Raw genomic sequence first — 25,207 nt, forward strand, 5'->3', positions numbered from 1 at the left:
CCCAGGACCTACCCTTGACCCGTGACCCCCGCAGAGCTCTCCCGAACCGTGCTGCACGCCGTGTGCCGCGCGGTCGAGGACGACGCCCTGCCGGGACCCGTGCCCGAACGGGTCGCGGTCGAGCGCCCCCGCCCCGGCGGCCGGGGCGACTACGCCACCAATGTCGCGCTCCGGCTCGCGGGCCCCGCGGGACGCCCGCCCCGCGAGGTCGCCGAGATCCTGCGCACCACCCTCCTGCGCACCGCGCCCGGCGCCGGGATCGCCCACGTCGAGATCACCGGGCCCGGCTTCCTGAACTTCACCCTGGCCGCCGGCAGCCGCGCCGGCGCCCACACCGGCCTGCTCCGTACGATCCGGCGCGCCGGGGCCCGTTACGGACACGGCGACGCGCTCGCCGGGACCACCGTCGCCCTGGCGGCCACGGAGGAGCCACGGGCCGCCCTGTGGACCCGTACGGCCGTGCGGCTGCTCCGTACCCAGGGCGCCGACGCCGCCGTCGTCCCCGGCGCCGCCGAGGCGCTGCGCCCCGTCCCCGTCGCCGCGGGCACCACTACCGAGGAGCTGTACGCCCGGCTCGGCCCCGACGCCGCCCGCTGGGCGCTGCTGCGGCCCGCCGCGCACGACCGGCCGTACACCGGCCCGGAAGCCGCCCGCGCGCTGCTCGTACAGCGCGAGAGCAACGGCCTCTTCCTCGTGCGCTACGCGTACGCCCGCGCGCGCGCCACCGCGCGCGCCGCCGCCCGGCTCGCCCTCACCCCGGCGGACCCCGTCAACGAGTACGACGAGTACGACGAGCACGACGAGCGCGACAAGGGCAACGAGCACGACGAGCGCAACGAGCACGCAGGACCCGTGGAGGACCCCGCGGTCCCGCTCCTCGCCCTCCTCGGCGACCACCCGGCCGTGCTGGGGGCCGCCGCCCGGCTGCGCGCGCCCGACCGGCTCGCCCGCCATCTCGAACACACCGCGGACGCGTTCCTGCGCTTCCAGGGGGCCCGCCACCTGCTGCCCCTCGGCGACGAGAAACCCTCGGCCGCCCACCGGTCCCGGCTCGCGCTCGCCGAAGCCGCCGGGACGGTGCTGGCAGGCGGCCTGTCCCTGCTCGGCGTCGACGCCCCGGAACACCTGTGAACGGAGCAGCCGTGCACCACGCACCCGTGAACGCCGTTCCGCACCCCTCTGAAGAGAAGCCAAGAGAGCCACGCACATGAGCCGTTCCGCACACCCCGCAGGCCCCCGCCACGCCGACGTACTCCCCGAGGGCCACTACACGGCCCCCGCCGCCGACCTCAACGCCCTGGACGAGAAGGTCTGGTCGCGTACGGTGCGCCGCGCGGAGGACGGTGTGGTGACCGTCGCCGGGATCGAAGTGACCAAGCTGGCCGAGGAGTTCGGCACCCCGGCGTACTTCCTCGACGAGGCGGACTTCCGGGCCCGCTGCCGCGCCTGGTCCGAGGCCTTCGGCGCGGACGCGGACGTCTTCTACGCGGGCAAGGCGTTCCTCTCCCGCGCCGTCGTACGCTGGCTGCACGAGGAGGGGCTCAACCTCGACGTGTGCTCCGGCGGCGAGCTGGCCACCGCGCTCTCCGCCGGGATGCCCGCCGAGCGCATCGCCTTCCACGGGAACAACAAGTCCACCGAGGAGATCGAGCGCGCCGTCACCGCGGGGGTCGGCCGGATCGTCCTCGACTCCTTCCAGGAGATCGTCCGGGTCGCGCACATCGCGCAGCGGCACGGCAGGCGGCAGCCCGTGCAGATCCGGGTCACGGTCGGCGTCGAGGCACACACGCACGAGTTCATCGCCACCGCCCACGAGGACCAGAAGTTCGGCATCGCCCTCGCCGACGGACAGGCCGCCGAGGCCGTCCGCCGGGCCCTCAAGCTGGACGGCCTCGAACTGACCGGCATCCACTCCCACATCGGCTCGCAGATCTTCGACATGGCCGGTTTCGAGGTCTCCGCCCGCCGGGTCGTCCAGCTCCTCGCCGAGGTGCGCGACGAGCACGGTGTGGAACTGCCCGAGATCGACCTCGGCGGCGGCCTCGGCATCGCGTACACCTCCGAGGACGACCCGCGCGAGCCGCACGACATCGCCAAGGCGCTCAGCGACATCGTCACCCGCGAGTGCGAGGCCGCCGGGCTCCGTACGCCGCGCATCTCCGTGGAGCCGGGCCGCGCCATCGTGGGTCCGACGGCCTTCACGCTGTACGAGGTGGGCACGATCAAGCCGCTCGAAGGGCTCCGCACGTATGTCAGTGTGGACGGTGGCATGTCCGACAACATCCGTACGGCGCTCTACGACGCCGAGTACAGCGTGGCGCTCGTCTCCCGCGCCTCCGACGCCGAGGCGATGCTGACCCGCGTCGTCGGCAAGCACTGCGAGAGCGGCGACATCGTCGTACGGGACGCGTTCCTCCCCGCCGACCTGGCCCCCGGCGACCTGCTCGCCGTGCCCGCCACCGGCGCGTACTGCCGCTCGATGGCGAGCAACTACAACCACGCGCTCCGGCCGCCGGTCGTCGCCGTCAGGGACGGCGAGGCCCGGGTGATCGTCCGGCGCGAGACGGAGGAAGATCTGCTGCGTCTCGATGTCGGTCACTGAAATACATGTCTCGCAATCTGGACGAGGAGCGGAAACCTTCGTCCGGTGAGTGAGACTGGTGGGCAATCACGCTTCCGCGTGGCCGTGTCGGTCGCGTCGGATGAAATCGGATGAAAGGCGTAGGTCGGATGATGCGTACGCGTCCGCTGAAGGTGGCGCTGCTGGGCTGTGGTGTGGTCGGCTCAGAGGTGGCGCGCATCATGACGACGCACGCCGACGACCTCGCCGCGCGGATCGGCGCCCCGGTGGAGCTGGCCGGGGTCGCCGTCCGGCGCCCCGGCAAGGTGCGCGCGGGCATCGACCCCGCGCTGGTCACCACCGACGCGACCGCCCTGGTCAAACGGGGCGACATCGACGTGGTGGTCGAGGTCATCGGCGGCATCGAGCCCGCCAGGACACTGATCACCACCGCCTTCGAGCACGGCGCCTCCGTCGTCTCCGCCAACAAGGCGCTGCTCGCCGAGGACGGCACCACGCTCTACGACGCCGCCGAGCGGCACGGCCGCGACCTGTACTTCGAGGCGGCCGTCGCGGGCGCCATCCCGCTGGTCAGGCCGCTGCGCGAGTCGCTGGCGGGGGACAAGGTCAACCGCGTCCTCGGCATCGTCAACGGCACGACCAACTTCATCCTCGACCGGATGGACACCGCCGGCGCCGGCTACTCCGAGGCGCTCGACGAGGCCACCGCCCTCGGGTACGCGGAGGCCGACCCGACCGCCGACGTCGAGGGCTTCGACGCCGCCGCCAAGGCCGCCATCCTCGCCGGGATCGCCTTCCACACCCGGGTACGCCTCGACGACGTGCACCGCGAGGGCATCACGGAGGTCACCTCCGCCGACCTCGCCTCCGCGCAGCGCATGGGCTGTACGGTCAAGCTCCTCGCGATCTGCGAGCGGGCCGCCGACGGCCGCTCCGTCACCGCGCGGGTCCACCCGGCGATGATTCCGCTCAGCCATCCGCTGGCCTCCGTGCGCGAGGCGTACAACGCGGTGTTCATCGAGGCCGAGGCGGCCGGGCAGCTCATGTTCTACGGCCCCGGCGCGGGCGGTTCCCCGACCGCCTCCGCCGTCCTCGGCGACCTCGTCGCCGTCTGCCGCAACAAGCTCGCCGGGGCCACCGGGCCCGGGGAGTCCGCGTACACCCAGCTTCCCGTCAGCCCCATGGGCGACGTGGTGACGCGCTACCACATCAGTCTCGACGTGGCCGACAAACCGGGTGTGCTCGCCCAGGTCGCGACGGTCTTCGCCGAGCACGGCGTGTCCATCGACACGGTCCGTCAGAAGGGCCGGCAGGACGGTGCGGGCGAGGCCGCCCTCGTCGTCGTCACCCACCGCGCGGCCGACGCGGCCCTCTCCGGGACCGTCGCGGCACTGCGCAAGCTCGACACCGTGCGCGGTGTCGCCAGCATCATGCGTGTTGAAGGGGAGTAAGGGACCCATGACCAGCAATGGCCTGACCAGCAGTGGCAGCCGAGAGGGCGTCCACCAGTGGCGCGGCATCATCGAGGAGTACCGGCACCGCCTCCCGGTGACGGAGAAGACGCCGGTCGTCACTCTCCGCGAGGGCGGTACGCCGCTCGTCCCGGCGCAGGTGCTCTCCGAGCGTACGGGCTGTGAGGTTCATCTCAAGGTCGAGGGCGCCAACCCCACCGGGTCCTTCAAGGACCGTGGCATGACCATGGCCATCACCCGGGCCAAGGAGGAGGGCGCCCAGGCGGTCATCTGCGCCTCCACCGGCAACACCTCGGCCTCGGCCGCCGCCTACGCCGTACGGGCCGGGATGGTCTGCGCCGTCCTGGTGCCCCAGGGCAAGATCGCCATCGGCAAGATGGGCCAGGCGCTGGTCCACGGCGCCAAGATCCTCCAGGTCGAGGGCAATTTCGACGACTGCCTGACGCTGGCCCGCTCGCTCTCCGACCACTACCCGGTGGCGCTGGTCAACTCGGTCAATCCGGTCCGTATCCAGGGCCAGAAGACCGCCGCGTTCGAGATCGTGGACGCGCTCGGCGACGCCCCGGACATCCATGTGCTGCCCGTCGGGAACGCCGGCAACATCACGGCGTACTGGAAGGGCTACACCGAATACGCCGCCGACGGCGTGGCGGGGCGCACGCCGCGCATGTGGGGCTTCCAGGCGTCCGGCTCCGCGCCGATCGTGCGCGGCGAGATCGTCAAGGACCCGCACACCGTCGCCACCGCGATCCGGATCGGCAACCCGGCCTCCTGGCAGTACGCGCTGGCCGCCCGCGACGAGTCCGGCGGCTTCATCGACGAGGTGACGGACCGCCAGATCCTCGCCGCCTACCGGCTGTTGGCCTCCCAGGAGGGCGTCTTCGTGGAGCCCGCCTCGGCCGCCTCCGTCGCCGGACTGCTCAAGGCCGCGGACGAGGGCAAGGTCGACCCCGGCCAGCGCATCGTCTGCACCGTCACCGGTAACGGGCTCAAGGACCCCGACTGGGCCGTGGCGGGGGCGCCTCAGCCGGTCACCGTGCCGGTCGACGCGGTCGCCGCGGCGGCCCGCCTCGGCCTCGCCTGACACACCGCCGACGGCATCCCGCCGTCGCCCGCCACTCGTGCGGCGGCGGGAAGTACACATGACCGACATAGGCGCACAGGCAGGCACGCGACACGCATCGTGCGCCTCCTGTGCGCCCTATGTCGCCACCGATCCATCCTTCGATAAGCTGTACCCAATCCGCCCCGCCGCATATGCCGCGGTGCTGCCGCCGTCGTGGCCGCTGGCGTTCCGTACGTCCTCTCGAAACCTCCTCCCGCACACCCCGGAACCCCACGCGGACACGCGAATCGGCCGCGGCACCGACACCGCGACACCTCAGCACGCCAGCACGTCAGCAAGCCGGTAGCCCAGTACCGCAGTCACAAGGAGAGTCGTCAGAGCGATGGCCGGTCCCGCGTTCCGCGCCGCCGCCGTACGGGTGCGCACCCCCGCCACCAGCGCCAACCTCGGCCCTGGCTTCGACGCCCTGGGCCTGTCGCTGGGGCTCTACGACGACGTGGTGGTCCGTGTCGCCGACTCGGGGCTGCATGTCGACATCGCGGGTGAGGGCGCCGAGACGCTTCCCCGCGACGAGAACCATCTGCTCGTACGGTCCCTCCGCACCGCCTTCGACCTGCTCGGCGGACAGCCGCGCGGCCTGGAGGTCGTCTGTGCCAACCGCATCCCGCACGGCCGCGGCCTGGGCTCCTCCTCGGCCGCGATCTGCGCCGGGATCGTCGCGGCCCGCGCCGTCACCATAGGCGGGGACGCCCGGCTCGACGACGCGGCGCTGCTGGAGCTGGCGACCGAGATCGAGGGTCATCCGGACAATGTCGCCGCCTGTCTGCTCGGGGGCTTCACCCTCGCCTGGATGGACGGGGGAGCCGCCCGCGCCATCAGGATGGACCCGGTCCGTTCCATCGTTCCGGTGGTTTTCGTCCCCGCCAAGGCGGTCCTCACGGAGACGGCGCGCGGCCTGCTGCCGCGTACGGTCCCCCATGTGGACGCGGCGGCCAACGCCGGTCGCGCCGCCCTCCTCGTCGAGGCCATGACCCGGCGCCCCGAGCTGCTGCTGCCCGCCACGGAGGACCGTCTCCACCAGGACTACCGGGCCCCCGCGATGCCGGAGAGCGTCGCACTGGTCAACCGACTGCGCGCGGACGGCGTCCCCGCGGTCGTCTCCGGCGCGGGCCCCACGGTGCTCGCGCTGGTCGAGGACGGTGCGGCCGACAAGGTCGCACGGCTGGCGGGCGAGGGGTGGGCCGCCAACCGGCTCACCCTCGACGCGGCGGGCGCGAGCGTGCTGCCGCTCGGTGCGTAGGGCCCGTGGAGCTCCGGAGCTCATGGAGCTCCTGGCGAGAACAGCCAGGAACAGCCAGAAGAGATTGCCGGTGAATGAGAGGGGGAATGTTTGTTGGAGCCGGTAGTGTTAACCTCAAGTCTGCAGCCGACGTCTTTCAGGCGCGGTGCATCGTGTCCCACATCGGGACCGCCCTTCTTCCGGGAGCCTCCCCAACTGCCTGAGCAGCCTGCCTGAGCAGTTTTGAGCACGCACCGGAACCGGCACGACACCCCCCGTTTTTCCCAGCGGAGGGCCGAGCAGGGGGACCTCGGGCCGGACCCATCGCTTGTTTGCACGTTTGCAGATTTCTCCGCCGTACCCGGCGGGACCACCGCCCCGGCACGGTCCACCACATGGGACCGCAGCCGGCAGCACAACCGGTCGCCGAGCCAGAAGGCCGACGTCCGCTCCAGGGAAGGACCCTTCGTGAGCGACACCACCGATCTGATGGGCGTGACTGCCGACAGCACTGTCGACACCACCGCGCCCGCCGAAGGTGCTGCCACTGGCACCACCACACGGCGCCGCCGCTCCGGCACCGGCCTTGACGGCATGGTCCTGGCCGAGTTGCAGCAGGTCGCGTCGGGCCTCGGCATCAGGGGCACCGCGCGGATGCGCAAGAGCCAGTTGATCGAGGTCATCAAGGAAGCACAGGCCGGAGGCGGAGCGGCGGCGAAGACCACCGCCGGTGCCAACGGCGGCGCCGACGCCGAGACCAAGCCCAAGCGCCGGGCAACCTCCAAGGCCCGTACGGGCGAAGCCGCCGCGTCGGGCGGGGAGGACGTCAAGCAGGGCGTCCAGGCCGAACAGGCCGTGACCCAGCAGCAGATCGACATCCCCGGCCAGCCCGCCAGCGACGACCAGCCCGCGGGCGAGCGCCGCCGCCGCAGGGCCACCGCGCAGGCCGGCAGCCCCGACACGAAGGCGGAGGCCGCGGTGGACGCCCCGGCCGACGTCAAGGTCGAGGAGCGCCCCGACGCCCGGACCGAGGCGGCCGTGGCCGCCTCCGCCGGCACCGTCACCCAGGGCGAGACCGACGGACGCCGCGGCGACCGCCAGGACCGCGGCCAGCGCGGCGACCGGGACCGCGAGGGACGCCGCGACCGGCAGCGCGACCGCCGGGGCAAGGGCGACGACCAGCAGGGCGGCCAGAGCGGCCAGCAGCAGGGCGGCGGCAACCGGCAGCAGGGCGGCCGGAGCGACCGCGACAACCGCGGTGCCGGCCAGGGGCAGCACGGCGGCCAGAGCAACGCTCCCCAGGACGACTTCGACGACGAGGCGGGCGGCCGGCGCGGCCGGCGCGGGCGCTACCGCGACCGCCGAGGCCGCCGCGGGCGCGAGGAGTTCGGCCCCGGTGAGCCCCAGGTCGCCGACGACGATGTGCTGATCCCCGTCGCGGGCATCCTCGACATCCTCGACAACTACGCGTTCATCAGGACCTCCGGCTACCTGCCGGGCCCCAACGACGTGTACGTCTCGCTCGCCCAGGTCCGCAAGAACGGCCTGCGCAAGGGCGACCACGTCACCGGGGCCGTCCGTCAGCCCAAGGACGGCGAGCGCCGCGAGAAGTTCAACGCGCTCGTCCGCCTCGACTCCGCCAACGGCATGGGGGCCGAATCCGGCCGCGGCCGCCCGGAGTTCCAGAAGCTGACCCCGCTCTACCCGCAGGACCGGCTCCGTCTGGAGACCGACCCGGGCGTGCTGACCACGCGGATCATCGACCTCGTCGCACCGATCGGCAAGGGCCAGCGCGGTCTGATCGTGGCCCCGCCGAAGACCGGCAAGACCATGATCCTCCAGGCCATCGCCAACGCGATCACGGTCAACAGCCCCGAGTGCCACCTGATGGTCGTCCTCGTCGACGAGCGTCCCGAAGAGGTCACCGACATGCAGCGGTCGGTCAAGGGCGAGGTCATCTCCTCGACCTTCGACCGCCCGGCCGAGGACCACACCACCGTCGCGGAACTCGCCATCGAGCGCGCCAAGCGCCTCGTGGAGCTGGGCCACGACGTGGTCGTCCTGCTGGACTCCATCACCCGTCTGGGCCGCGCGTACAACCTCGCGGCGCCCGCCTCCGGACGCATCCTGTCCGGTGGTGTCGACTCGACCGCGCTCTACCCGCCGAAGCGCTTCTTCGGTGCCGCGCGCAACATCGAGGACGGCGGCTCGCTGACCATCCTGGCCACCGCGCTCGTCGAGACCGGCTCGCGCATGGACGAGGTGATCTTCGAGGAGTTCAAGGGCACCGGCAACATGGAGCTCAAGCTCGACCGGAAGCTCTCCGACAAGCGCATCTTCCCGGCGGTCGACGTGGACGCGTCCTCCACCCGCAAGGAGGAGATCCTGCTCGGCGGCGAGGAACTGGCCGTCGTGTGGAAGCTGCGCCGGGTGCTGCACGCGCTCGACCAGCAGCAGGCGATCGAACTCCTCCTGGACAAGATGAAGAAGACCAAGTCCAACGCGGAGTTCCTGCTCCAGATCCAGAAGACGACCCCGGGCTCCAACGGCAACGACTGACCGGACCCGCAGCGTCCCGTACACGTACGGCGAGAACCGCCCCGTCACCTCCCGTGACGGGGCGGTTCCCGTTCGTGCGGCCTCGTTCACAGGGTTCCCGCCCGCGGCCCCCGTCGTCGTACGGGTTCGTCGTCGTACGGGGCGGGGAGCCCCGCCGGAGACTTATCCCACACGCCCCGTGCGGGCCCCTGGACGCCCCCCGGGCGGCCCCCGGTCCGGTCCGTGCGCCGAATGCCCAGGTGGGCGGCGGTACACGGAGCAGGGGCCCGGCGGCGGGGCCGCCGCCGGGCCGCCGTCCGGCCGCGTTGCTTTTCCGGACATCCCCACCGCATGCTGTGCAACCCTTCTTGGTGCTTCACTGTCTGTACAAGTGGCGACATAGTGCGCCTCATCACCACGGCAGGAGGTAGCGGGACCCGCACTACGGACAGAGGGAGACCATGGGCGACGGGATCAGCAGCCGAATACGAGGCCGCGGCAGGCGCCGCAGGAAGCCGGGCAGGCGGCGCCGCGCCGCCGTCGTCGCCGCGTGGTCCGCGGCGGCCCTCGTCCTCGTCGGCGGCTCCGGGCTCGGCTACGTCTACTTCAAGCTCAACGGCAACCTGAACGGTGTCGACATCAACGCCCAGCTCGGCCGGGACCGCCCCGCCGGCTCCGGCAACGGCTCCGAGAACATCCTCGTCCTCGGCTCGGACTCCCGCTCCGGCGCGAACGCGGAGTACGGCCAGGACGGCGGCGGCGCCCGCTCGGACACCGCGATGGTCGTCCACGTCTACAAGGGCCACCGCCGGGCCAGCGTCGTCTCCGTACCGCGCGACACCCTGATCGACCGCCCCACCTGCACCGACTCCAACGGCACCGCCGTGGCCGGGCAGCGGCTCGCCATGTTCAACACGGCGTACGAGGTGGGCGGCCCGGCCTGCGCGGTCAAGACCGTCGAGCAGATGTCCGGACTGCGCATGGACCACTACATCGAGGTCGACTTCACCGGCTTCAAGAAGCTCGTCGACACGCTCGGCGGCGTGAAGATCACCACCACGCGGCCGATCGACGACCCCAAGAGCCACCTCAAGCTCGCCCCCGGCACCCACACCCTGAACGGGGAGCAGTCCCTCGGTCTCGTACGGACCCGCCACAGCGTCGGGGACGGCAGTGATCTCGGCCGGATCCAGCTCCAGCAGTCCTTCATCAAGGCGCTGATCGAGCAGGTCAAGAGCGTCGGCGTGTTCAGCGACCCGAAGAAGCTCTACGACCTCGCCGACACCGCCACCCGTGCGATCACCCCCGATTCCCAGCTCGACACGGTCGACAAACTGGTCGGGTTCGCCGGCGGGCTCAAGGACCTCGGCGCCCAGGACGTCCACATGGTCACCCTCCCGGTCCGCTACGACCCGGCGGACCCGAACCGCGTCCTGCCCCTCCCGGCCGCCGCGCAGCAGGTCTGGACGGCCCTCAAGCAGGACAGGCCGGTCCCCGCCTCCGCCACCAGGGACTCGGCGGGCGACAAGGGCTCGGCCCACAGCGTCGTCAACACCGGCTGACACGGCGAAAACCCCGAAAACCCCGAAAACCCCGGGAAGCCGGGGAAGCCGGGGAAGCCCGGGGCGCCCGGGAATACGTGCGAGCGCCCCCCGGTTTTGGGAGATACGGCCGGTCCTGGCAGACTGGTACGTCGGCCCCGGTTCACGTCCGCGCAATCAGCGCGTACGACCCGGTGCCCTCCCGAACTAGGAGAACCCCTTGAAGCGCGACATCCACCCCGCGTACGTCGAGACCCAGGTCAGCTGCACCTGCGGTGCGTCGTTCACGACCCGCAGCACGATCGAGTCCGGCACCATCCGTGCCGACCTGTGCTCCGAGTGCCACCCGTTCTACACGGGCAAGCAGAAGATCCTCGACACCGGTGGCCGCGTGGCCCGCTTCGAGGCCCGCTTCGGCAAGGCCGCCGGCTCCGCCAAGAAGTAGCGAGCCACCTGCGCCGGTCCTCGGCGCCCCGTACGCGCGGGGCGCCGGGACCGGCGCTTTGGCGTCCCGCAGCACTGGCGAAGCACCTGCCGCAGCATCTTCTTTACGCGAGCCACGCGAGACACGTGGGCTACGCGAGTCACGCGAGAAACACAGGAGCCCCCGAATGTTCGAGGCGGTCGAGGAACTGATCGGCGAGCACGCCGGTCTGGAGAAGCAGCTCGCCGACCCGTCGGTCCACGCCGACCAGGCCAACGCGCGCAAGCTCAACAAGCGTTACGCCGAGCTGACCCCGATCGTCGCCACGTACCGCTCCTGGAAGCAGACCGGCGAGGACATCACCACGGCCCGCGAGTTCGCCGCCGCCGACCCCGACTTCGCCGCCGAGGCCAAGGCCCTGGAGAAGCAGCGCGAGGAACTGACCGAGAAGCTGCGCCTGCTCCTCGTCCCGCGCGACCCCAGCGACGACAAGGACGTCATCCTTGAGGTCAAGGCCGGCGCGGGCGGCGACGAGTCCGCCCTCTTCGCCGGCGACCTGCTGCGCATGTACCTGAGGTACGCGGAGCGCGTCGGCTGGAAGACCGAGATCATCGACGCCACCGAGTCCGAGCTGGGCGGCTACAAGGACGTCCAGGTCGCCGTCAAGACCAAGGGCGGCAACGGCGCCACCGAGCCCGGACAGGGCGTCTGGGCACGGCTGAAGTACGAGGGCGGCGTGCACCGCGTGCAGCGCGTGCCCTCCACCGAGTCGCAGGGCCGTATCCACACCTCGGCCGCCGGTGTGCTGGTCACGCCCGAGGCCGAGGAGGTCGACGTCGAGATCCACGCCAACGATCTCCGTATCGACGTCTACCGCTCCTCGGGACCCGGCGGCCAGTCCGTCAACACCACCGACTCCGCCGTACGCATCACCCACCTGCCGACCGGAGTCGTCGCCTCCTGCCAGAACGAGAAGAGCCAGCTCCAGAACAAGGAGCAGGCCCTGCGTATCCTGCGCTCGCGGCTGCTCGCCGCGGCCCAGGAGGAGGCGGAGAAGAACGCGGCGGACGCCCGGCGCAGCCAGGTCCGTACCGTCGACCGGTCCGAGAAGATCCGTACGTACAACTTCCCGGAGAACCGGATCTCGGACCACCGCGTCGGTTTCAAGGCGTACAACTTGGACCAGGTGCTCGACGGGGACCTGGACGCGGTCATCCAGGCGTGTGTCGACGCCGACTCCGCCGCGAAGCTAGCAGCCGCCCAGTAACAGGATCCGCGGTCACCGCCCCCGGTGACCGCACTCGCAGTCCGGAGGAACCAGCGTGCAGCCACATTCTGGGGGGCCCAGCGACTCCCAGCGGCGCAGCCTGCTGCTCGCGGAGGTGGCCCAGGCCACCCAGCGGCTGGCCGACGCGGGCGTGCCCTCGCCGCGTTTCGACGCGGAGGAGCTCGCCGCGTACGTGCACGCCGTCAAGCGGGGAGAGCTGCACCGCGTCAAGGACGCGGACTTCGACGCCCGCTACTGGGAGGCCGTGGCGCGCCGTGAGGCCCGCGAACCGCTCCAGCACATCACCGGACGCGCCTTCTTCCGTTATCTGGAACTCCAGGTGGGCCCCGGTGTCTTCGTGCCCCGTCCGGAGACCGAGTCGGTCGTCGGCTGGGCCATAGACGCCGTACGGGCGATGGACGTCGTCGAGCCCGTCGTGGTCGACCTGTGCTCGGGCTCCGGCGCGATCGCGCTCGCCATGGCGCAGGAGGTGCCCCGCTCGCGCGTGCACGCGGTGGAGCTGTCCGAGGAGGCCCTGACCTGGACGCGGAAGAACGCGGAGGGGTCCCGGGTCACGGTGCACCAGGGTGACGCCCTGAGCGCCCTGCCCGAGCTGGACGGCCAGGTCGACCTGGTCATCTCCAACCCGCCGTACATCCCGCTCACCGAGTGGGAGTACGTGGCCCCCGAGGCCCGTGATCACGACCCGGAGATGGCCCTCTTCTCCGGTGAGGACGGCCTCGACACCATCCGCGGCATCGAACGCACCGCGCACCGGCTGCTGCGGCCCGGTGGCCTCGTCGTCGTCGAACACGCGGACACGCAGGGCGGCCAGGTCCCGTGGATCTTCAGCGAGGAGTCCGGCTGGGCGGACGCCGCGGACCACCCGGACCTGAACAAGCGTCCGCGCTTCGCCACGGCACGCAAGGCGCTGCCGTGACCCTCTCGTTGACCGCGTCGGCGAACGCCACGCCTGTGCCTCGTGCCCCTTCCGTACCTCACGACCCTTCCGCTTCGATGACCCAGACCGTGTTCGCGCACGAGGAGGCTTCCTAAAATGGCTCGGCGATACGACTGCAACGACGCGACCGACCGCACCACGGGGCTGCGGGAGGCCGCGTCCGCCGTGCGCCGCGGTGAGCTGGTCGTGCTGCCCACCGACACCGTGTACGGGATCGGCGCGGACGCCTTCGGCTCCGAGGCCGTCGCCGACCTGCTGGAGGCCAAGGGCCGGGGCCGCAACATGCCCACGCCCGTCCTGATCGGCTCCCCGAACACCCTGCACGGCCTCGTCACGGACTTCTCCGAGCAGGCGTGGGAACTGGTCGACGCGTTCTGGCCGGGCGCCCTGACCCTGGTCGCCAAGCACCAGCCGTCCCTCCAGTGGGACCTGGGCGACACCCGGGGCACGGTCGCGATCCGGATGCCGCTGCACCCGGTGGCGATCGAACTGCTCACCGAGGTCGGCCCGATGGCCGTCTCCAGCGCCAACCTCACGGGACACCCGGCCCCCGAGGACTGCGACGCGGCCCAGGAGATGCTCGGGGACTCCGTCTCCGTCTACCTCGACGGCGGCCCGACGCCGGGGAACGTGCCGTCCTCGATCGTCGACGTCACCGGCAAGGTCCCGGTGCTGCTGCGGGCCGGCGCCCTCGACGCCGAGGAGCTCCGCAAGGTGGTACCCGACCTCGAGGTGGCCAATTGACCGCCCCTGAGGGGCGTGGCATAGCGGAGACCTCGACCACCGGCACCACCTTCCGCATCCTCCACGTCAGTACCGGCAACGTGTGCCGCTCGCCCATCACCGAGCGGCTCAACCGGCACGCCCTGAGCGCCCGCCTGGGGGAGCGGCTGATCGGTGGCCTGATCGTGGAGAGCGCGGGCACCTGGGGGCACGAGGGCGCCCCCATGGAGGCCAACGCGGAGGCCGTCCTCGCCGACTTCGGGGCGGACGCCTCCGGTTTCGTCGGCCGCGAACTGCTCGACGAGCACGTCATCCGCGCGGACCTGGTCCTCACCGCGACCCGCGACCACCGCGCCCAGGTCATCTCGATGGGCCACTCGGCGGGGCTGCGCACGTTCACGCTGAAGGAGTTCACCCGCCTGGTGCGGGCCATAGACCCGGCGACGCTCCCGGACCCCCTGGACGAGGGCGTCGTGGAGCGCGCCCGCGCCCTGGTGCGCGCCGCGGCGGCGCTCCGCGGCTGGCTGCTGGCGCCGACGGCGGAGGCGGACGAGGTGTACGACCCGTACGGGGCGCCGATCACGTTCTTCCGCTCGATCGGCGAGGAGATCCACCAGGCCCTCGACCCGGTGGTCACGGCGCTCACCGGCGTACCCGCGAAGCCGTAGCCACACCGGCGCGTCCCGCGCCACCGGGCGGGCCGGGCCCCCTCCCCGCACCACCGGGCGGGCCGGGTCCCCTCCCCGCACCACCGGGCGGGCCGGGTCCCCGCGGCCTACATTGGAAGGCGTCACGCCCCCACCGAGGCCCGGAGCCCGTCATGCCGGTCGTCATCGAACCCCACGCGGAGCCGCACGCGGGCCCCCGCCCGGCCCGGAGCGCGCCGGAGGCGGCGCTGGAGGTCGTGCGGCGCCAGGACCCGGAGATGGCGGAGATCATGCTCGGCGAGGCGCGGCGCCAGGCCGACAGCCTGCAGCTCATCGCCGCCGAGAACTTCACCTCGCCCGCCGTGCTCGCGGCGCTCGGCTCCCCGCTCGCCAACAAGTACGCCGAGGGCTACCCCGGCGCCCGCCACCACGGCGGCTGCGAGCTGGTGGACGCCGCCGAGCGGGTCGCCGTCGAACGGGCCCGGGCGCTGTTCGGGGCCGAGCACGCCAACGTACAGCCGCACTCCGGGTCGTCCGCCGTGCTCGCGGCGTACGCCGCGCTGCTGCGGCCCGGGGACACCGTCCTCGCCATGGGGCTGCCGTACGGCGGGCACCTCACGCACGGCTCTCCCGTCAACTTCTCGGGACGCTGGTTCGACTTCGTGGGGTACGGGGTCGACGCGCGGACCGGGCTCATCGACTACGCGCAGGTGCGTCACCTGGCGCGGACGCACCGCCCCAAGGCGCTGGTGTGCGGCTCGATCTCCTATCCGCGCCATATCGACTACGCGGCCTTCAGGGAGATCGCCGACGACGTGGGCGCCTATCTGATCGCCGACGCGGCGCACCCCATCGGGCTGGTCGCCGGGGGCGCGGCGCCCAGCCCCGTGCCGTACGCGGACGTCGTGTGCGCGACGACGCACAAGGTGCTGCGCGGTCCGCGCGGCGGGATGATCCTGTGCGGCGCGGAGTACGCGGAGCGCGTCGACCGCGCCGTGTTCCCGTTCACGCAGGGCGGCGCGCAGATGCACACCATCGCCGCGAAGGCGGTGGCCTTCGGGGAGGCGGCCACGCCGGCGTACGCCACGTACGCGCACCAGGTCGTCGCCAACGCGCGGGCGCTGGCCGAGGCGCTGGCCGAGGAGGGGTTCGGGATCACCACGGACGGCACGGACACCCATCTGCTCACCGTCGATCCCGCGCCGCTCGGCGTGGACGGCAGAACCGCCCGCGGCCGGCTCGCGGCGGCGGGTGTGGTGGTGGACACCTGCGCGCTGCCGTCCGCCGACGGGCGTGGCGTACGGCTGGGTACGGCCGCCGTGACCACTCAGGGCATGCGTGAGGGCGAGATGGGGCGGGCCGGGGCCGTCATCGCCTCGGCGGTGCGGGAGGACGCTCAGGGGGCCGCTGGGGCCTCTACGGCTCGCGGCGCGCTCCGTGACACGGTCAGGGAATTGGTGGGCCGTTTCCCGCCGTATCCGACCGTTTCCTGAATGGAACTTTCCGTACGGGGAACTCGTGCAACCGTTCCGCTCCCCCTCCGTGTCCTGGCTCATAGGCGACCGGATTTCCGTCCCGAGGTCCGGCGCGGGCTAATGTGTGGGGCTGAGATGGCCAGCGATTCCTGTGGGGCAGCCCGTGCGTGATTACCTGCTGACGCTCTGCGTGACGGCCGCGGTGACCTATTTGCTGACCGGGCCGGTGCGGAAGTTCGCCATCGCGACCGGAGCGATGCCGGAGATCCGCGCCCGCGACGTGCACCGCGAACCGACGCCGAGGCTCGGCGGTATCGCCATGTTCTTCGGCCTGTGCGCCGGACTGCTCGTCGCGGACAACCTGCAGAACCTCAACGGGGTCTTCGAGTTGTCGAACGAGCCGCGCGCGCTGCTCTCCGGCGCCGCGCTGATCTGGCTGATCGGTGTCCTGGACGACAAGTTCGAGATCGACGCCCTGATCAAGCTCGGCGCGCAGATGATCGCCGCCGGTGTGATGGTCATGCAGGGTCTGACGATCCTGTGGATCCCGGTGCCCGGTGTCGGCACGGTCGCGCTGACCTCGTGGCAGGGCACCCTGCTGACCGTGGCGCTGGTGGTGATCACCATCAACGCGGTCAACTTCGTGGACGGTCTCGACGGTCTCGCGGCCGGCATGGTCTGCATCGCCGCCGCGGCGTTCTTCCTGTACACGTACCGGATCTGGTACGGGTACGGCATCGAGGCGGCCGCCCCCGCGACGCTCTTCGCGGCGATCCTGATCGGCATGTGCGTGGGCTTCCTGCCGCACAACATGCATCCGGCGCGGATCTTCATGGGCGACTCCGGGTCGATGCTGATCGGCCTGGTGCTCGCGGCGGGCGCGATCTCGGTGACCGGCCAGGTCGACCCGGACGCGCTGAAGATCTTCGAGGGCTCCACCCGCCAGGCCACCCACGCGGCGCTGCCGGTCTTCATCCCGCTGCTGCTGCCGCTGACGATCATCGCGATCCCGTTCGCCGACCTGGTGCTGGCGGTCGTACGCCGCACCTGGAACGGCAAGTCGCCGTTCGCCGCCGACCGCGGCCACCTGCACCACCGGCTGCTGGAGATCGGCCACTCGCACAGCAGGTCGGTGCTGATCATGTACTTCTGGTCGGCGCTGATCGCGTTCGGTGTGGTCGCGTACTCGGTGCACTCGGCGTCGATGTGGATCCTGCTGGTCGTGGTGGCGCTGAGCGCGGTGGGCCTGGTCCTGCTGCTGCTGCCGCGCTTCACCCCGCGGGCGCCGCTGTGGGCGCAGGCGTACGTACCGCCGCGCTACCGGCGCCGCAGGCGTACGGCGGCGGCCGTGGAGGCGCCCGAGGCCCTGGAAGGCGCGGAGGGGGGCGCGGACGGTGCGGCGGTCGGAGCCGCCTGTGCCCACGCACACGAGCACGAGCCGCCCGCTGAAGTTCGCACGCCCGTTCCGGCCGGCGTCAACGGGGCGACCGCCATCGGCGCTCGTTCGCGTCTACCCGATCGCAGGAAGGCCGGCTCGCGGCAGTGAGCTGCCCCTCATTTCCCCCGCCGGGACCCAATACCAGACAAGGTGACCCGTTGTCCTGCACACACGCGCGGGCTCACTCTCATGTGTGACGGTCCGCACACCACCATGGTAAAGACCTCATCAAATAGTTTGTGATACTGTTCACGAGACCCGGCGACAGAGCCGAAGGACCGTAGTGCGACGGTCCGTTGGCCCGAGAAACTCTCTCTCGGACCGGGCCTACGCTCGTCTGTGACGACACCACCTGCCCCACCCATTCAGCGGAGCTGCCGCCATGCCGTCCAACGACGTCCGGAACCTCCTTCACACCGCCGTGCCCACCGCTGCCGTCGGCGTCATCGCCGCGGCCGTCAGTGGTGTGGTCGCGGGCGGCAAGGGGGCGCTGGGAGCCGCGGTCGGCACACTGGTGGTGATCGTTTTCATGGGTATCGGGCTCGTGGTGCTCGAACGCACGGCCAAGTCACTTCCGCACCTTTTCCAGGCGATGGGTCTGATGCTCTACACGGCTCAGCTCCTGTTGCTGGTCATCTTTGTCGGCCTGTTCAAGAACACGACACTGTTCGAACCGAAGGCGTTCGCCTTCACGCTCGTCGTGGCGACCCTCGTCTGGATCGCCGCACAGGCGCGTGCCCACATGAAGGCCAAGATCCTCTACGTCGAACCCGAGTCCTCGACGGCCGGAAAGGCCGAGAAGTCAGGGTCCTCGGCGTGAGGGGTAGGGCCGGGATAAGTGCCCGTTCGGGAAACTGCTATCGTCCGGTGCCAACTGCGGCATTGCGGGCGCGGGCATCCGAGCTGACGCCTGTTCCTACGCGAGGCTCAACGCCCGACCGCCGTTCCCACATCCGTCACACCAGTCCAGTGCCGAACCGCGGCCGCGCGCCGCGCCGACACAACGAGGTTGCCGTACCTATGCGCCATGCTGAAGGAGCCCGCGGTGAGTGCTGACCCGACGCAGGTGCTCGCCTTCGAGACCGACTGCCACATCTTCGACGGTTGTGGCTTTCCGGCACCCGGCCTGCACTCGTTCCTGTTCGAGCCGATCTTCGGCAACGCGGACAGCAACGTGTACTTCAACAAGACGATGCTGCTGGCGCTGCTCGGCTCGATCATCATCGTGGGTTTCTTCTGGGCCGCCTTCGGCAAGCCCAAGGTGGTGCCCGGCAAGCTCCAGATGATCGGTGAGGCCGGCTACGACTTCATCCGGCGCGGCGTCGTCTACGAGACGATCGGCAAGAAGGAAGGCGAGAAGTACGTTCCGCTCGTCGTCTCGCTGTTCTTCTTCGTCTGGATGATGAACCTCTGGTCGGTCATCCCGGTCGCCCAGTTCCCGGTGACATCGATCATCGCGTATCCGGTCGGCCTGGCCGCCATCGTCTATGTCACGTGGGTCTCGCTGACCTTCAAGCGGCACGGCTTCGTCGGCGCCTTCAAGAACTTCACCGGCTACGACAAGTCGCTCGGCCCGGTCCTGGCCCTGTCGATGCCCATCGAGCTCTTCTCGAACCTGCTCGTCCGGCCGTTCACCCACGCGGTGCGACTGTTCGCCAACATGTTCGCGGGCCACACGCTGCTGCTGCTCTTCACGATCGCCAGTTGGTACCTGCTGAACGGGATCGGCATCGCCTACGCCGGTGTCTCGTTCGTGATGGTCATCGTGATGACCGCCTTCGAGCTGTTCATCCAGGCTGTTCAGGCCTATGTGTTCGTCCTCCTGACGTGCAGCTTCATCCAGGGCGCGCTCGCCGAGAGCCACTGAACGCCCACTACTTCAGATCCCGCAGACGTCCGGTGGCCAACCCCCACCGGTCCGTGAAAGAGAAGGAAGAATCAGCATGGCTGCCACTGAGACCCTTGCCGCCGTCACCGGCTCCCTCAGCTCCGTCGGTTACGGACTTGCCGCCATCGGCCCCGGCGTCGGCGTCGGCATCATCTTCGGTAACGGTACGCAGGCCCTGGCCCGTCAGCCCGAGGCTGCCGGTCTGATCCGCGCCAACCAGATCCTCGGCTTCGCCTTCTGTGAGGCGCTGGCCCTCATCGGTCTGGTCATGCCCTTCGTCTACCCGTAAGACGAAACCGCGACCACCAGCTTTTAGACGAAAGGCACTGATGTGAACCCCATGGTTCAGCTCGCGGCGGAGGGAGCGGAAAACCCGCTCATCCCGCCGATCCCCGAGCTTGTCATCGGCCTGATCGCCTTTGTCATCGTCCTCGGCTTCCTCGCCAAGAAGCTCCTCCCGAACATCAACAAGGTTCTGGACGAGCGCCGCGAGGCCATCGAGGGCGGGATCGAGCAGGCGGAGGCCGCCAAGACCGAGGCCCAGAGCGTCCTGGAGCAGTACAAGGCCCAGCTCGCCGAAGCCCGGCACGAGGCCGCCCGGCTCCGCCAGGAGGCGACCGAGCAGGGCACCGCCATCATCCAGGAGATGAAGGCGGAAGGGCAGCGGCAGCGGGAAGAGATCATCGCCGCCGGGCACGCCCAGATCGAGGCGGACCGCAAGGCCGCGGCCAGCGCGCTCCGTCAGGACGTGGGCAAGCTCGCCACCGACCTGGCCGGCAAGCTCGTCGGCGAGTCCCTTGAGGACTCCGCCCGGCAGAGCCGCACCATCGACCGCTTCCTCGACGAGCTCGAGGACGGCGCTTCGAAGGCCGAGGCCACCCGATGACGGTGCGCGGGGCGAGCCGCGAGGCGCAGTCCGCCGCACGTGAGCGTCTCGACGCGCTGACCGACTCCACGTCGGTCGACGTCGTGAAGCTCGCGGACGAGCTGGCCGCGGTCACGGCGCTGCTCCACCGTGAGGTGTCGCTGCGCCGGGTCCTGACCGACCCGGCGCGGACCGGCGAGTCCAAGGCCGAGCTGGCCGGCTCGCTGCTGCGCGGGCAGGTGGGCGGTTCCACCGCCGACCTGGTCACCGGCATGGTCCGCAGCCGCTGGTCACAGCCGCGCGACCTGGTCGACTCGATCGAGGAGCTGGCCTCCGTCGCCGAGCTGACCGGCGCCCAGCGGGCCGGCGGTCTGGACGATGTCGAGGACGAGCTGTTCCGGTTCGGCCGGATCGTCGAGTCCAGCCCCGCGCTGCGATCCGCGCTCACCGACCAGGCGGCGACGGCCACCGCCAAGACCGGGCTGCTGGGCAGCCTGCTCGGCGGCCGGGCCAATCCGGCCACGGAACGCCTGGTAGTGCGTCTTGTGACGCTGCCCCGGGGACGTAGCCTGGAAGCGGGTCTCCAGACCCTCTCCCGGCTCGCCGCGGCGCGCCGGGACCGGATGGTCGCGGTCGTCACCTCGGCGGTACCGCTCACCGAAGGACAGAAGCAGCGCCTCGGCGCGGCCCTGGCCAAGCTGTACGGCCACCCGATGCACCTGAACCTCGACGTGGACCCCGAGGTCCTCGGCGGGGTGTCGGTACGCGTCGGTGACGAGGTCGTCAACGGCACGGTCGCGGAGCGTCTCGACGAGGCGACCCGGCGGCTGGCCGGCTGACGCCGGCAGGTTTTCAGAGCTACAGAGCTACAGAGCAGGACAGCGGCCCGGTTGGGCCGTGCAGAGAATTGCAGAAGATTCCTGGGGGTCGCCCCCAGAGGCAAGAACGCAGACCCCCAAGAAACTTCGGGCCCAACAAGGAGAGCAGGGAACCCAGATGGCGGAGCTCACGATCCGGCCGGAGGAGATCCGGGACGCGCTGGAGAACTTTGTCCAGTCGTACAAGCCGGACGCGGCCTCGCGCGAGGAGGTCGGTACGGTCAGCGTGGCCGGCGACGGTATCGCCAAGGTCGAGGGACTTCCCTCGGCCATGGCGAACGAGCTGCTGAAGTTCGAGGACGGCACCCTCGGTCTCGCCCTCAACCTTGAGGAGCGCGAGATCGGTGCGATCGTCCTCGGTGAGTTCAGCGGTATCGAGGAGGGGCAGCCGGTCACGCGTACCGGCGAGGTCCTCTCCGTAGCGGTCGGCGAGGGATACCTCGGTCGCGTCGTCGACCCCCTCGGCAACCCGATCGACGGCCTCGGCGAGATCGCGACCGAGGGCCGCCGCGCCCTCGAACTGCAGGCCCCCGGCGTCATGGTCCGCAAGTCGGTCCACGAGCCCATGCAGACCGGCTACAAGGCCGTCGACGCCATGGTGCCGATCGGCCGCGGCCAGCGCCAGCTCATCATCGGCGACCGCCAGACGGGCAAGACCGCCCTGGCCGTCGACACGATCATCAACCAGCGTGACAACTGGCGCTCCGGCGACACGAAGAAGCAGGTCCGCTGCATCTACGTCGCCATCGGCCAGAAGGGCTCCACCATCGCGTCCGTACGCGGTGCGCTGGAGGAGGCCGGCGCGCTGGAGTACACGACCATCGTCGCCGCCCCCGCGTCCGACCCGGCCGGCTTCAAGTACCTGGCGCCGTACACCGGTTCGGCCATCGGCCAGCACTGGATGTACGAGGGCAAGCACGTCCTCATCATCTTCGACGACCTCTCGAAGCAGGCCGACGCCTACCGCGCCGTCTCCCTGCTGCTGCGCCGCCCGCCGGGCCGTGAGGCGTACCCGGGCGACGTCTTCTACCTGCACTCGCGTCTGCTGGAGCGCTGCGCCAAGCTCTCCGACGAGCTGGGCGCCGGTTCGATGACGGGTCTGCCGATCGTCGAGACGAAGGCCAACGACGTCTCCGCGTTCATCCCGACCAACGTCATCTCCATCACCGACGGCCAGTGCTTCCTGGAGTCCGACCTCTTCAACGCCGGCCAGCGGCCCGCGCTGAACGTCGGTATCTCGGTCTCCCGTGTCGGTGGCTCCGCCCAGCACAAGGCCATGAAGCAGGTCTCCGGCCGGCTCCGCGTGGACCTCGCCCAGTACCGCGAGCTGGAGGCGTTCGCGTCCTTCGGTTCCGACCTGGACGCGGCCTCGAAGGCGTCGCTGGAGCGTGGCAAGCGCATGGTCGAGCTGCTGAAGCAGCCCCAGTACGCGCCGTACCCGATGGAGGAGCAGGTCGTCTCCGTCTGGGCCGGCACCACCGGTCGGATGGACGACGTACCGGTCGAGGACATCCGCCGCTTCGAGAGCGAGCTGCTGGAGCACCTGCGCCGTGAGCGCAAGGAGCTGCTGACCAGCATCGCCGAGGGCGGCAAGATGTCCGACGACACGCTGCAGTCCGTCGGGGACGCCATCGCCGCCTTCAAGCGGCAGTTCGAGACGTCGGACGGGCAGCTCCTCGGGGACGACGCGCCGGCCGTCAACGCCTCCAAGTGACGACGGAAGGGACCTGACTCATGGGAGCCCAGCTCCGGGTCTACAAGCGTCGCATCAAATCCGTCACCGCGACCAAGAAGATCACCAAGGCGATGGAGATGATCGCCGCCTCGCGCATCGTCAAGGCGCAGCGCCAGGTGGCGGCATCGACGCCGTACGCGACCGAGCTCACCCGCGCGGTGACGGCGGTGGCGACCGGCTCCACGACCAAGCACCCCCTGACGACCGAGGTCGAGCGTCCGACCCGGGCCGCGGTCCTGCTCATCACGAGCGACCGCGGTCTGGCCGGCGGCTACTCCTCGAACGCGATCAAGGCGGCCGAGCGTCTGACGAGCCGGCTCATCAATGAGCGCAAGGACGTCGAGACCTACATCGTGGGTCGCAAGGGAGTCGCGTACTACGGCTTCCGTGAGCGTCCGGTCGCGGACTCGTGGACGGGCTTCACGGACAACCCCACCTACGCCGACGCGAAGGCGGTGGCCGCCCCGCTCATCGAGGCGATCACCAAGGACACGACGCACGGCGGGGTGGACGAGATCCACATCGTCTTCACCGAGTTCATCTCGATGATGACGCAGACCCCGATCGAGAACCGGCTGCTTCCGCTGGCGCTCACCCCGAGCACCGCGGAGGAGTCCGCCGAGGTCCTCAAGCGGGGGGCCGAGGTCCTGCCGCTGTTCGACTTCGAGCCGTCGGCGGAGGACGTCCTCGACGCCCTGCTGCCGCGCTACGTCGAGAGCCGTATCTACAACGCGCTGCTCCAGGCCGCTGCTTCCAAGCACGCTGCCACCCGCCGCGCGATGAAGTCGGCGACCGACAACGCCGGGGATCTCATCAAGAGCCTCTCCCGGCTTGCCAACGCGGCCCGCCAGGCCGAAATCACCCAGGAAATCAGCGAGATCGTCGGTGGCGCGAGCGCCCTGGCCGACGCGACCGCGGGGAGTGAAAATTAATGACGACCACAGTTGAGGCGGCCACCCCGGGGAGCACGGCCGCAGGCCGCGTGTCCCGGGTCATCGGCCCGGTCGTCGACGTGGAGTTCCCCGTCGACGCGATGCCGGAGATCTACAACGCGCTGCACGTCGAGGTGGCCGACCCGGCCGAGGACGGCAAGCTCAAGACGCTGACCCTCGAAGTCGCGCAGCACCTGGGCGAGGGCCTGGTCCGCGCGGTCTCGATGCAGCCCACCGACGGTCTGGTCCGCCAGGCCCCGGTGACCGACACGGGCAACGGCATCACCGTGCCCGTCGGTGACATCACCAAGGGCAAGGTGTTCAACACCCTCGGTGAGATCCTGAACGACCCGGAGGGCGAGGCGCAGGTCACCGAGCGCTGGCCGATCCACCGCAAGGCCCCGGCCTTCGACCAGCTCGAGTCCAAGACCGAGATGTTCGAGACCGGCCTGAAGGTCGTCGACCTGCTGACCCCGTACGTCAAGGGCGGCAAGATCGGTCTGTTCGGTGGTGCGGGCGTCGGCAAGACGGTCCTCATCCAGGAAATGATCATGCGTGTGGCCAAGCTGCACGACGGTGTCTCCGTGTTCGCCGGTGTCGGTGAGCGCACGCGTGAGGGCAACGACCTCATCGACGAGATGACCGAGTCCGGCGTGCTGGACAAGACCGCGCTGGTCTTCGGCCAGATGGACGAGCCGCCGGGCACGCGTCTGCGGGTGGCGCTCTCCGCGCTGACCATGGCGGAGTACTTCCGCGATGTGCAGAAGCAGGACGTGCTGCTCTTCATCGACAACATCTTCCGCTTCACCCAGGCCGGTTCCGAGGTCTCCACGCTGCTCGGCCGTATGCCGTCCGCGGTGGGGTACCAGCCGACCCTGGCGGACGAGATGGGTGTGCTCCAGGAGCGCATCACGTCGACCCGTGGTCACTCGATCACCTCGATGCAGGCGATCTACGTGCCCGCGGACGACCTGACCGACCCGGCCCCGGCCACGACCTTCGCGCACCTCGACGCGACGACCGTGCTGTCGCGTCCGATCTCGGAGAAGGGCATCTACCCGGCGGTGGACCCGCTGGATTCGACGTCCCGCATCCTGGACCCGCGGTACATCTCGCAGGAGCACTACGACGCGGCCAGCCGCGTCAAGGGGATCCTGCAGAAGAACAAGGACCTCCAGGACATCATCGCGATCCTCGGTATCGACGAGCTGGGCGAGGAGGACAAGCTCGTTGTCCACCGTGCCCGTCGCGTCGAGCGCTTCCTGTCGCAGAACACCCACGCCGCCAAGCAGTTCACCGGCCTGGACGGTTCCGACGTGCCGCTCGACGAGTCGATCGCCGCGTTCAACGCGATCTGCGAAGGGGAGTACGACCACTTCCCCGAGCAGGCGTTCTTCATGTGCGGTGGCCTGGACGACCTGAAGGCCAAGGCCAAGGAACTCGGCGTTTCCTGAGCCTCCGGTTCAGGGAGGGGGGCGGGTTCGTCCCGCCCCCCTC

At 70.5% G+C, this 25,207-nt stretch carries 22 protein-coding genes; all 22 read left to right on the plus strand.

Annotated elements, in window-relative coordinates:
- Positions 1 to 21: 21 nt before the first annotated feature.
- The 22 genes from nrtL to atpD all read left to right on the plus strand — a co-directional run bounded on the left by nrtL (position 22) and on the right by atpD (position 25,164).
- Positions 22 to 1,131: an ArgS-related anticodon-binding protein NrtL gene (nrtL, locus tag ACFXKG_RS26560; protein ID WP_384844000.1), complete on the plus strand. Its 1,110-nt coding sequence runs from the start codon at positions 22 to 24 to the stop codon at positions 1,129 to 1,131.
- A gap of 76 nt (positions 1,132 to 1,207) precedes the next feature.
- Positions 1,208 to 2,602 (plus strand): diaminopimelate decarboxylase, encoded by a 1,395-nt coding sequence (gene lysA, locus ACFXKG_RS26565; protein ID WP_384844002.1) that lies wholly within the window; start codon positions 1,208 to 1,210, stop codon positions 2,600 to 2,602.
- A 128-nt stretch (positions 2,603 to 2,730) separates the two neighbouring features.
- Positions 2,731 to 4,032: a homoserine dehydrogenase gene (locus ACFXKG_RS26570; RefSeq protein ID WP_384844005.1), complete on the plus strand. Its 1,302-nt coding sequence runs from the start codon at positions 2,731 to 2,733 to the stop codon at positions 4,030 to 4,032.
- A 7-nt stretch (positions 4,033 to 4,039) separates the two neighbouring features.
- Positions 4,040 to 5,137 carry a threonine synthase gene (gene thrC / locus ACFXKG_RS26575; protein WP_384844008.1) on the plus strand — a complete coding sequence of 366 codons (1,098 nt, stop codon included), beginning with the start codon at positions 4,040 to 4,042 and terminating at the stop codon, positions 5,135 to 5,137.
- 364 nt (positions 5,138 to 5,501) lie between these two features.
- Positions 5,502 to 6,419 (plus strand): homoserine kinase, encoded by a 918-nt coding sequence (gene thrB / locus ACFXKG_RS26580; RefSeq protein ID WP_384844011.1) that lies wholly within the window; start codon positions 5,502 to 5,504, stop codon positions 6,417 to 6,419.
- A 447-nt stretch (positions 6,420 to 6,866) separates the two neighbouring features.
- A complete protein-coding gene (gene rho, locus ACFXKG_RS26585) occupies positions 6,867 to 8,957 on the plus strand; it encodes a transcription termination factor Rho (RefSeq protein WP_384844014.1) in 2,091 nt (696 codons plus the stop codon).
- Between the two features lie 440 nt (positions 8,958 to 9,397).
- A complete protein-coding gene (locus tag ACFXKG_RS26590; RefSeq protein WP_384844017.1) occupies positions 9,398 to 10,498 on the plus strand; it encodes an LCP family protein in 1,101 nt (366 codons plus the stop codon).
- Between the two features lie 199 nt (positions 10,499 to 10,697).
- Positions 10,698 to 10,922: a 50S ribosomal protein L31 gene (rpmE, locus tag ACFXKG_RS26595; protein ID WP_365811372.1), complete on the plus strand. Its 225-nt coding sequence runs from the start codon at positions 10,698 to 10,700 to the stop codon at positions 10,920 to 10,922.
- A 166-nt stretch (positions 10,923 to 11,088) separates the two neighbouring features.
- A complete protein-coding gene (gene prfA / locus ACFXKG_RS26600; RefSeq protein ID WP_384844020.1) occupies positions 11,089 to 12,168 on the plus strand; it encodes a peptide chain release factor 1 in 1,080 nt (359 codons plus the stop codon).
- Between the two features lie 55 nt (positions 12,169 to 12,223).
- Positions 12,224 to 13,108: a peptide chain release factor N(5)-glutamine methyltransferase gene (prmC, locus tag ACFXKG_RS26605; RefSeq protein ID WP_365811375.1), complete on the plus strand. Its 885-nt coding sequence runs from the start codon at positions 12,224 to 12,226 to the stop codon at positions 13,106 to 13,108.
- 117 nt (positions 13,109 to 13,225) lie between these two features.
- Positions 13,226 to 13,873 carry an L-threonylcarbamoyladenylate synthase gene (locus tag ACFXKG_RS26610; protein WP_365811377.1) on the plus strand — a complete coding sequence of 216 codons (648 nt, stop codon included), beginning with the start codon at positions 13,226 to 13,228 and terminating at the stop codon, positions 13,871 to 13,873.
- On the plus strand, positions 13,870 to 14,520 hold the full coding sequence (locus tag ACFXKG_RS26615) for a protein-tyrosine-phosphatase (protein ID WP_384844025.1): 651 nt from the start codon (positions 13,870 to 13,872) through the stop codon (positions 14,518 to 14,520). Before ACFXKG_RS26610 ends, ACFXKG_RS26615 begins: the two co-directional genes overlap by 4 nt.
- Before the next feature lie 257 nt (positions 14,521 to 14,777).
- Positions 14,778 to 15,992, plus strand: coding sequence for a serine hydroxymethyltransferase (gene glyA / locus ACFXKG_RS26620; protein WP_384844258.1), 1,215 nt, complete (start codon positions 14,778 to 14,780; stop codon positions 15,990 to 15,992).
- A 145-nt stretch (positions 15,993 to 16,137) separates the two neighbouring features.
- Positions 16,138 to 17,520 (plus strand): MraY family glycosyltransferase, encoded by a 1,383-nt coding sequence (locus tag ACFXKG_RS26625; RefSeq protein ID WP_384844028.1) that lies wholly within the window; start codon positions 16,138 to 16,140, stop codon positions 17,518 to 17,520.
- A gap of 274 nt (positions 17,521 to 17,794) precedes the next feature.
- Positions 17,795 to 18,232 carry a hypothetical protein gene (locus ACFXKG_RS26630; RefSeq protein WP_365811384.1) on the plus strand — a complete coding sequence of 146 codons (438 nt, stop codon included), beginning with the start codon at positions 17,795 to 17,797 and terminating at the stop codon, positions 18,230 to 18,232.
- Positions 18,233 to 18,457: 225 nt separating this feature from the next.
- Positions 18,458 to 19,279: a F0F1 ATP synthase subunit A gene (gene atpB / locus ACFXKG_RS26635; protein ID WP_384844031.1), complete on the plus strand. Its 822-nt coding sequence runs from the start codon at positions 18,458 to 18,460 to the stop codon at positions 19,277 to 19,279.
- A gap of 76 nt (positions 19,280 to 19,355) precedes the next feature.
- A complete protein-coding gene (gene atpE / locus ACFXKG_RS26640; RefSeq protein WP_329829493.1) occupies positions 19,356 to 19,589 on the plus strand; it encodes an ATP synthase F0 subunit C in 234 nt (77 codons plus the stop codon).
- A 42-nt stretch (positions 19,590 to 19,631) separates the two neighbouring features.
- Positions 19,632 to 20,186 carry a F0F1 ATP synthase subunit B gene (locus tag ACFXKG_RS26645; RefSeq protein ID WP_384844034.1) on the plus strand — a complete coding sequence of 185 codons (555 nt, stop codon included), beginning with the start codon at positions 19,632 to 19,634 and terminating at the stop codon, positions 20,184 to 20,186.
- 2 nt (positions 20,187 to 20,188) lie between these two features.
- Positions 20,189 to 21,004, plus strand: coding sequence for a F0F1 ATP synthase subunit delta (locus tag ACFXKG_RS26650; protein WP_384844261.1), 816 nt, complete (start codon positions 20,189 to 20,191; stop codon positions 21,002 to 21,004).
- 157 nt (positions 21,005 to 21,161) lie between these two features.
- Entirely contained in the window at positions 21,162 to 22,757 is a 1,596-nt protein-coding gene (gene atpA, locus ACFXKG_RS26655; protein WP_365811389.1) for a F0F1 ATP synthase subunit alpha, read from the plus strand.
- A 20-nt stretch (positions 22,758 to 22,777) separates the two neighbouring features.
- Positions 22,778 to 23,710: a F0F1 ATP synthase subunit gamma gene (locus tag ACFXKG_RS26660; protein ID WP_365811391.1), complete on the plus strand. Its 933-nt coding sequence runs from the start codon at positions 22,778 to 22,780 to the stop codon at positions 23,708 to 23,710.
- Complete coding sequence (gene atpD / locus ACFXKG_RS26665) at positions 23,710 to 25,164, plus strand: F0F1 ATP synthase subunit beta (protein ID WP_384844038.1); 1,455 nt, start codon at positions 23,710 to 23,712, stop codon at positions 25,162 to 25,164. The genes ACFXKG_RS26660 and atpD overlap by 1 nt, the downstream gene beginning before the upstream one ends.
- Positions 25,165 to 25,207: the final 43 nt, after the last annotated feature.

This window comes from Streptomyces sp. NPDC059255 (assembly GCF_042752355.1).
Lineage (GTDB): Bacteria > Actinomycetota > Actinomycetes > Streptomycetales > Streptomycetaceae > Streptomyces.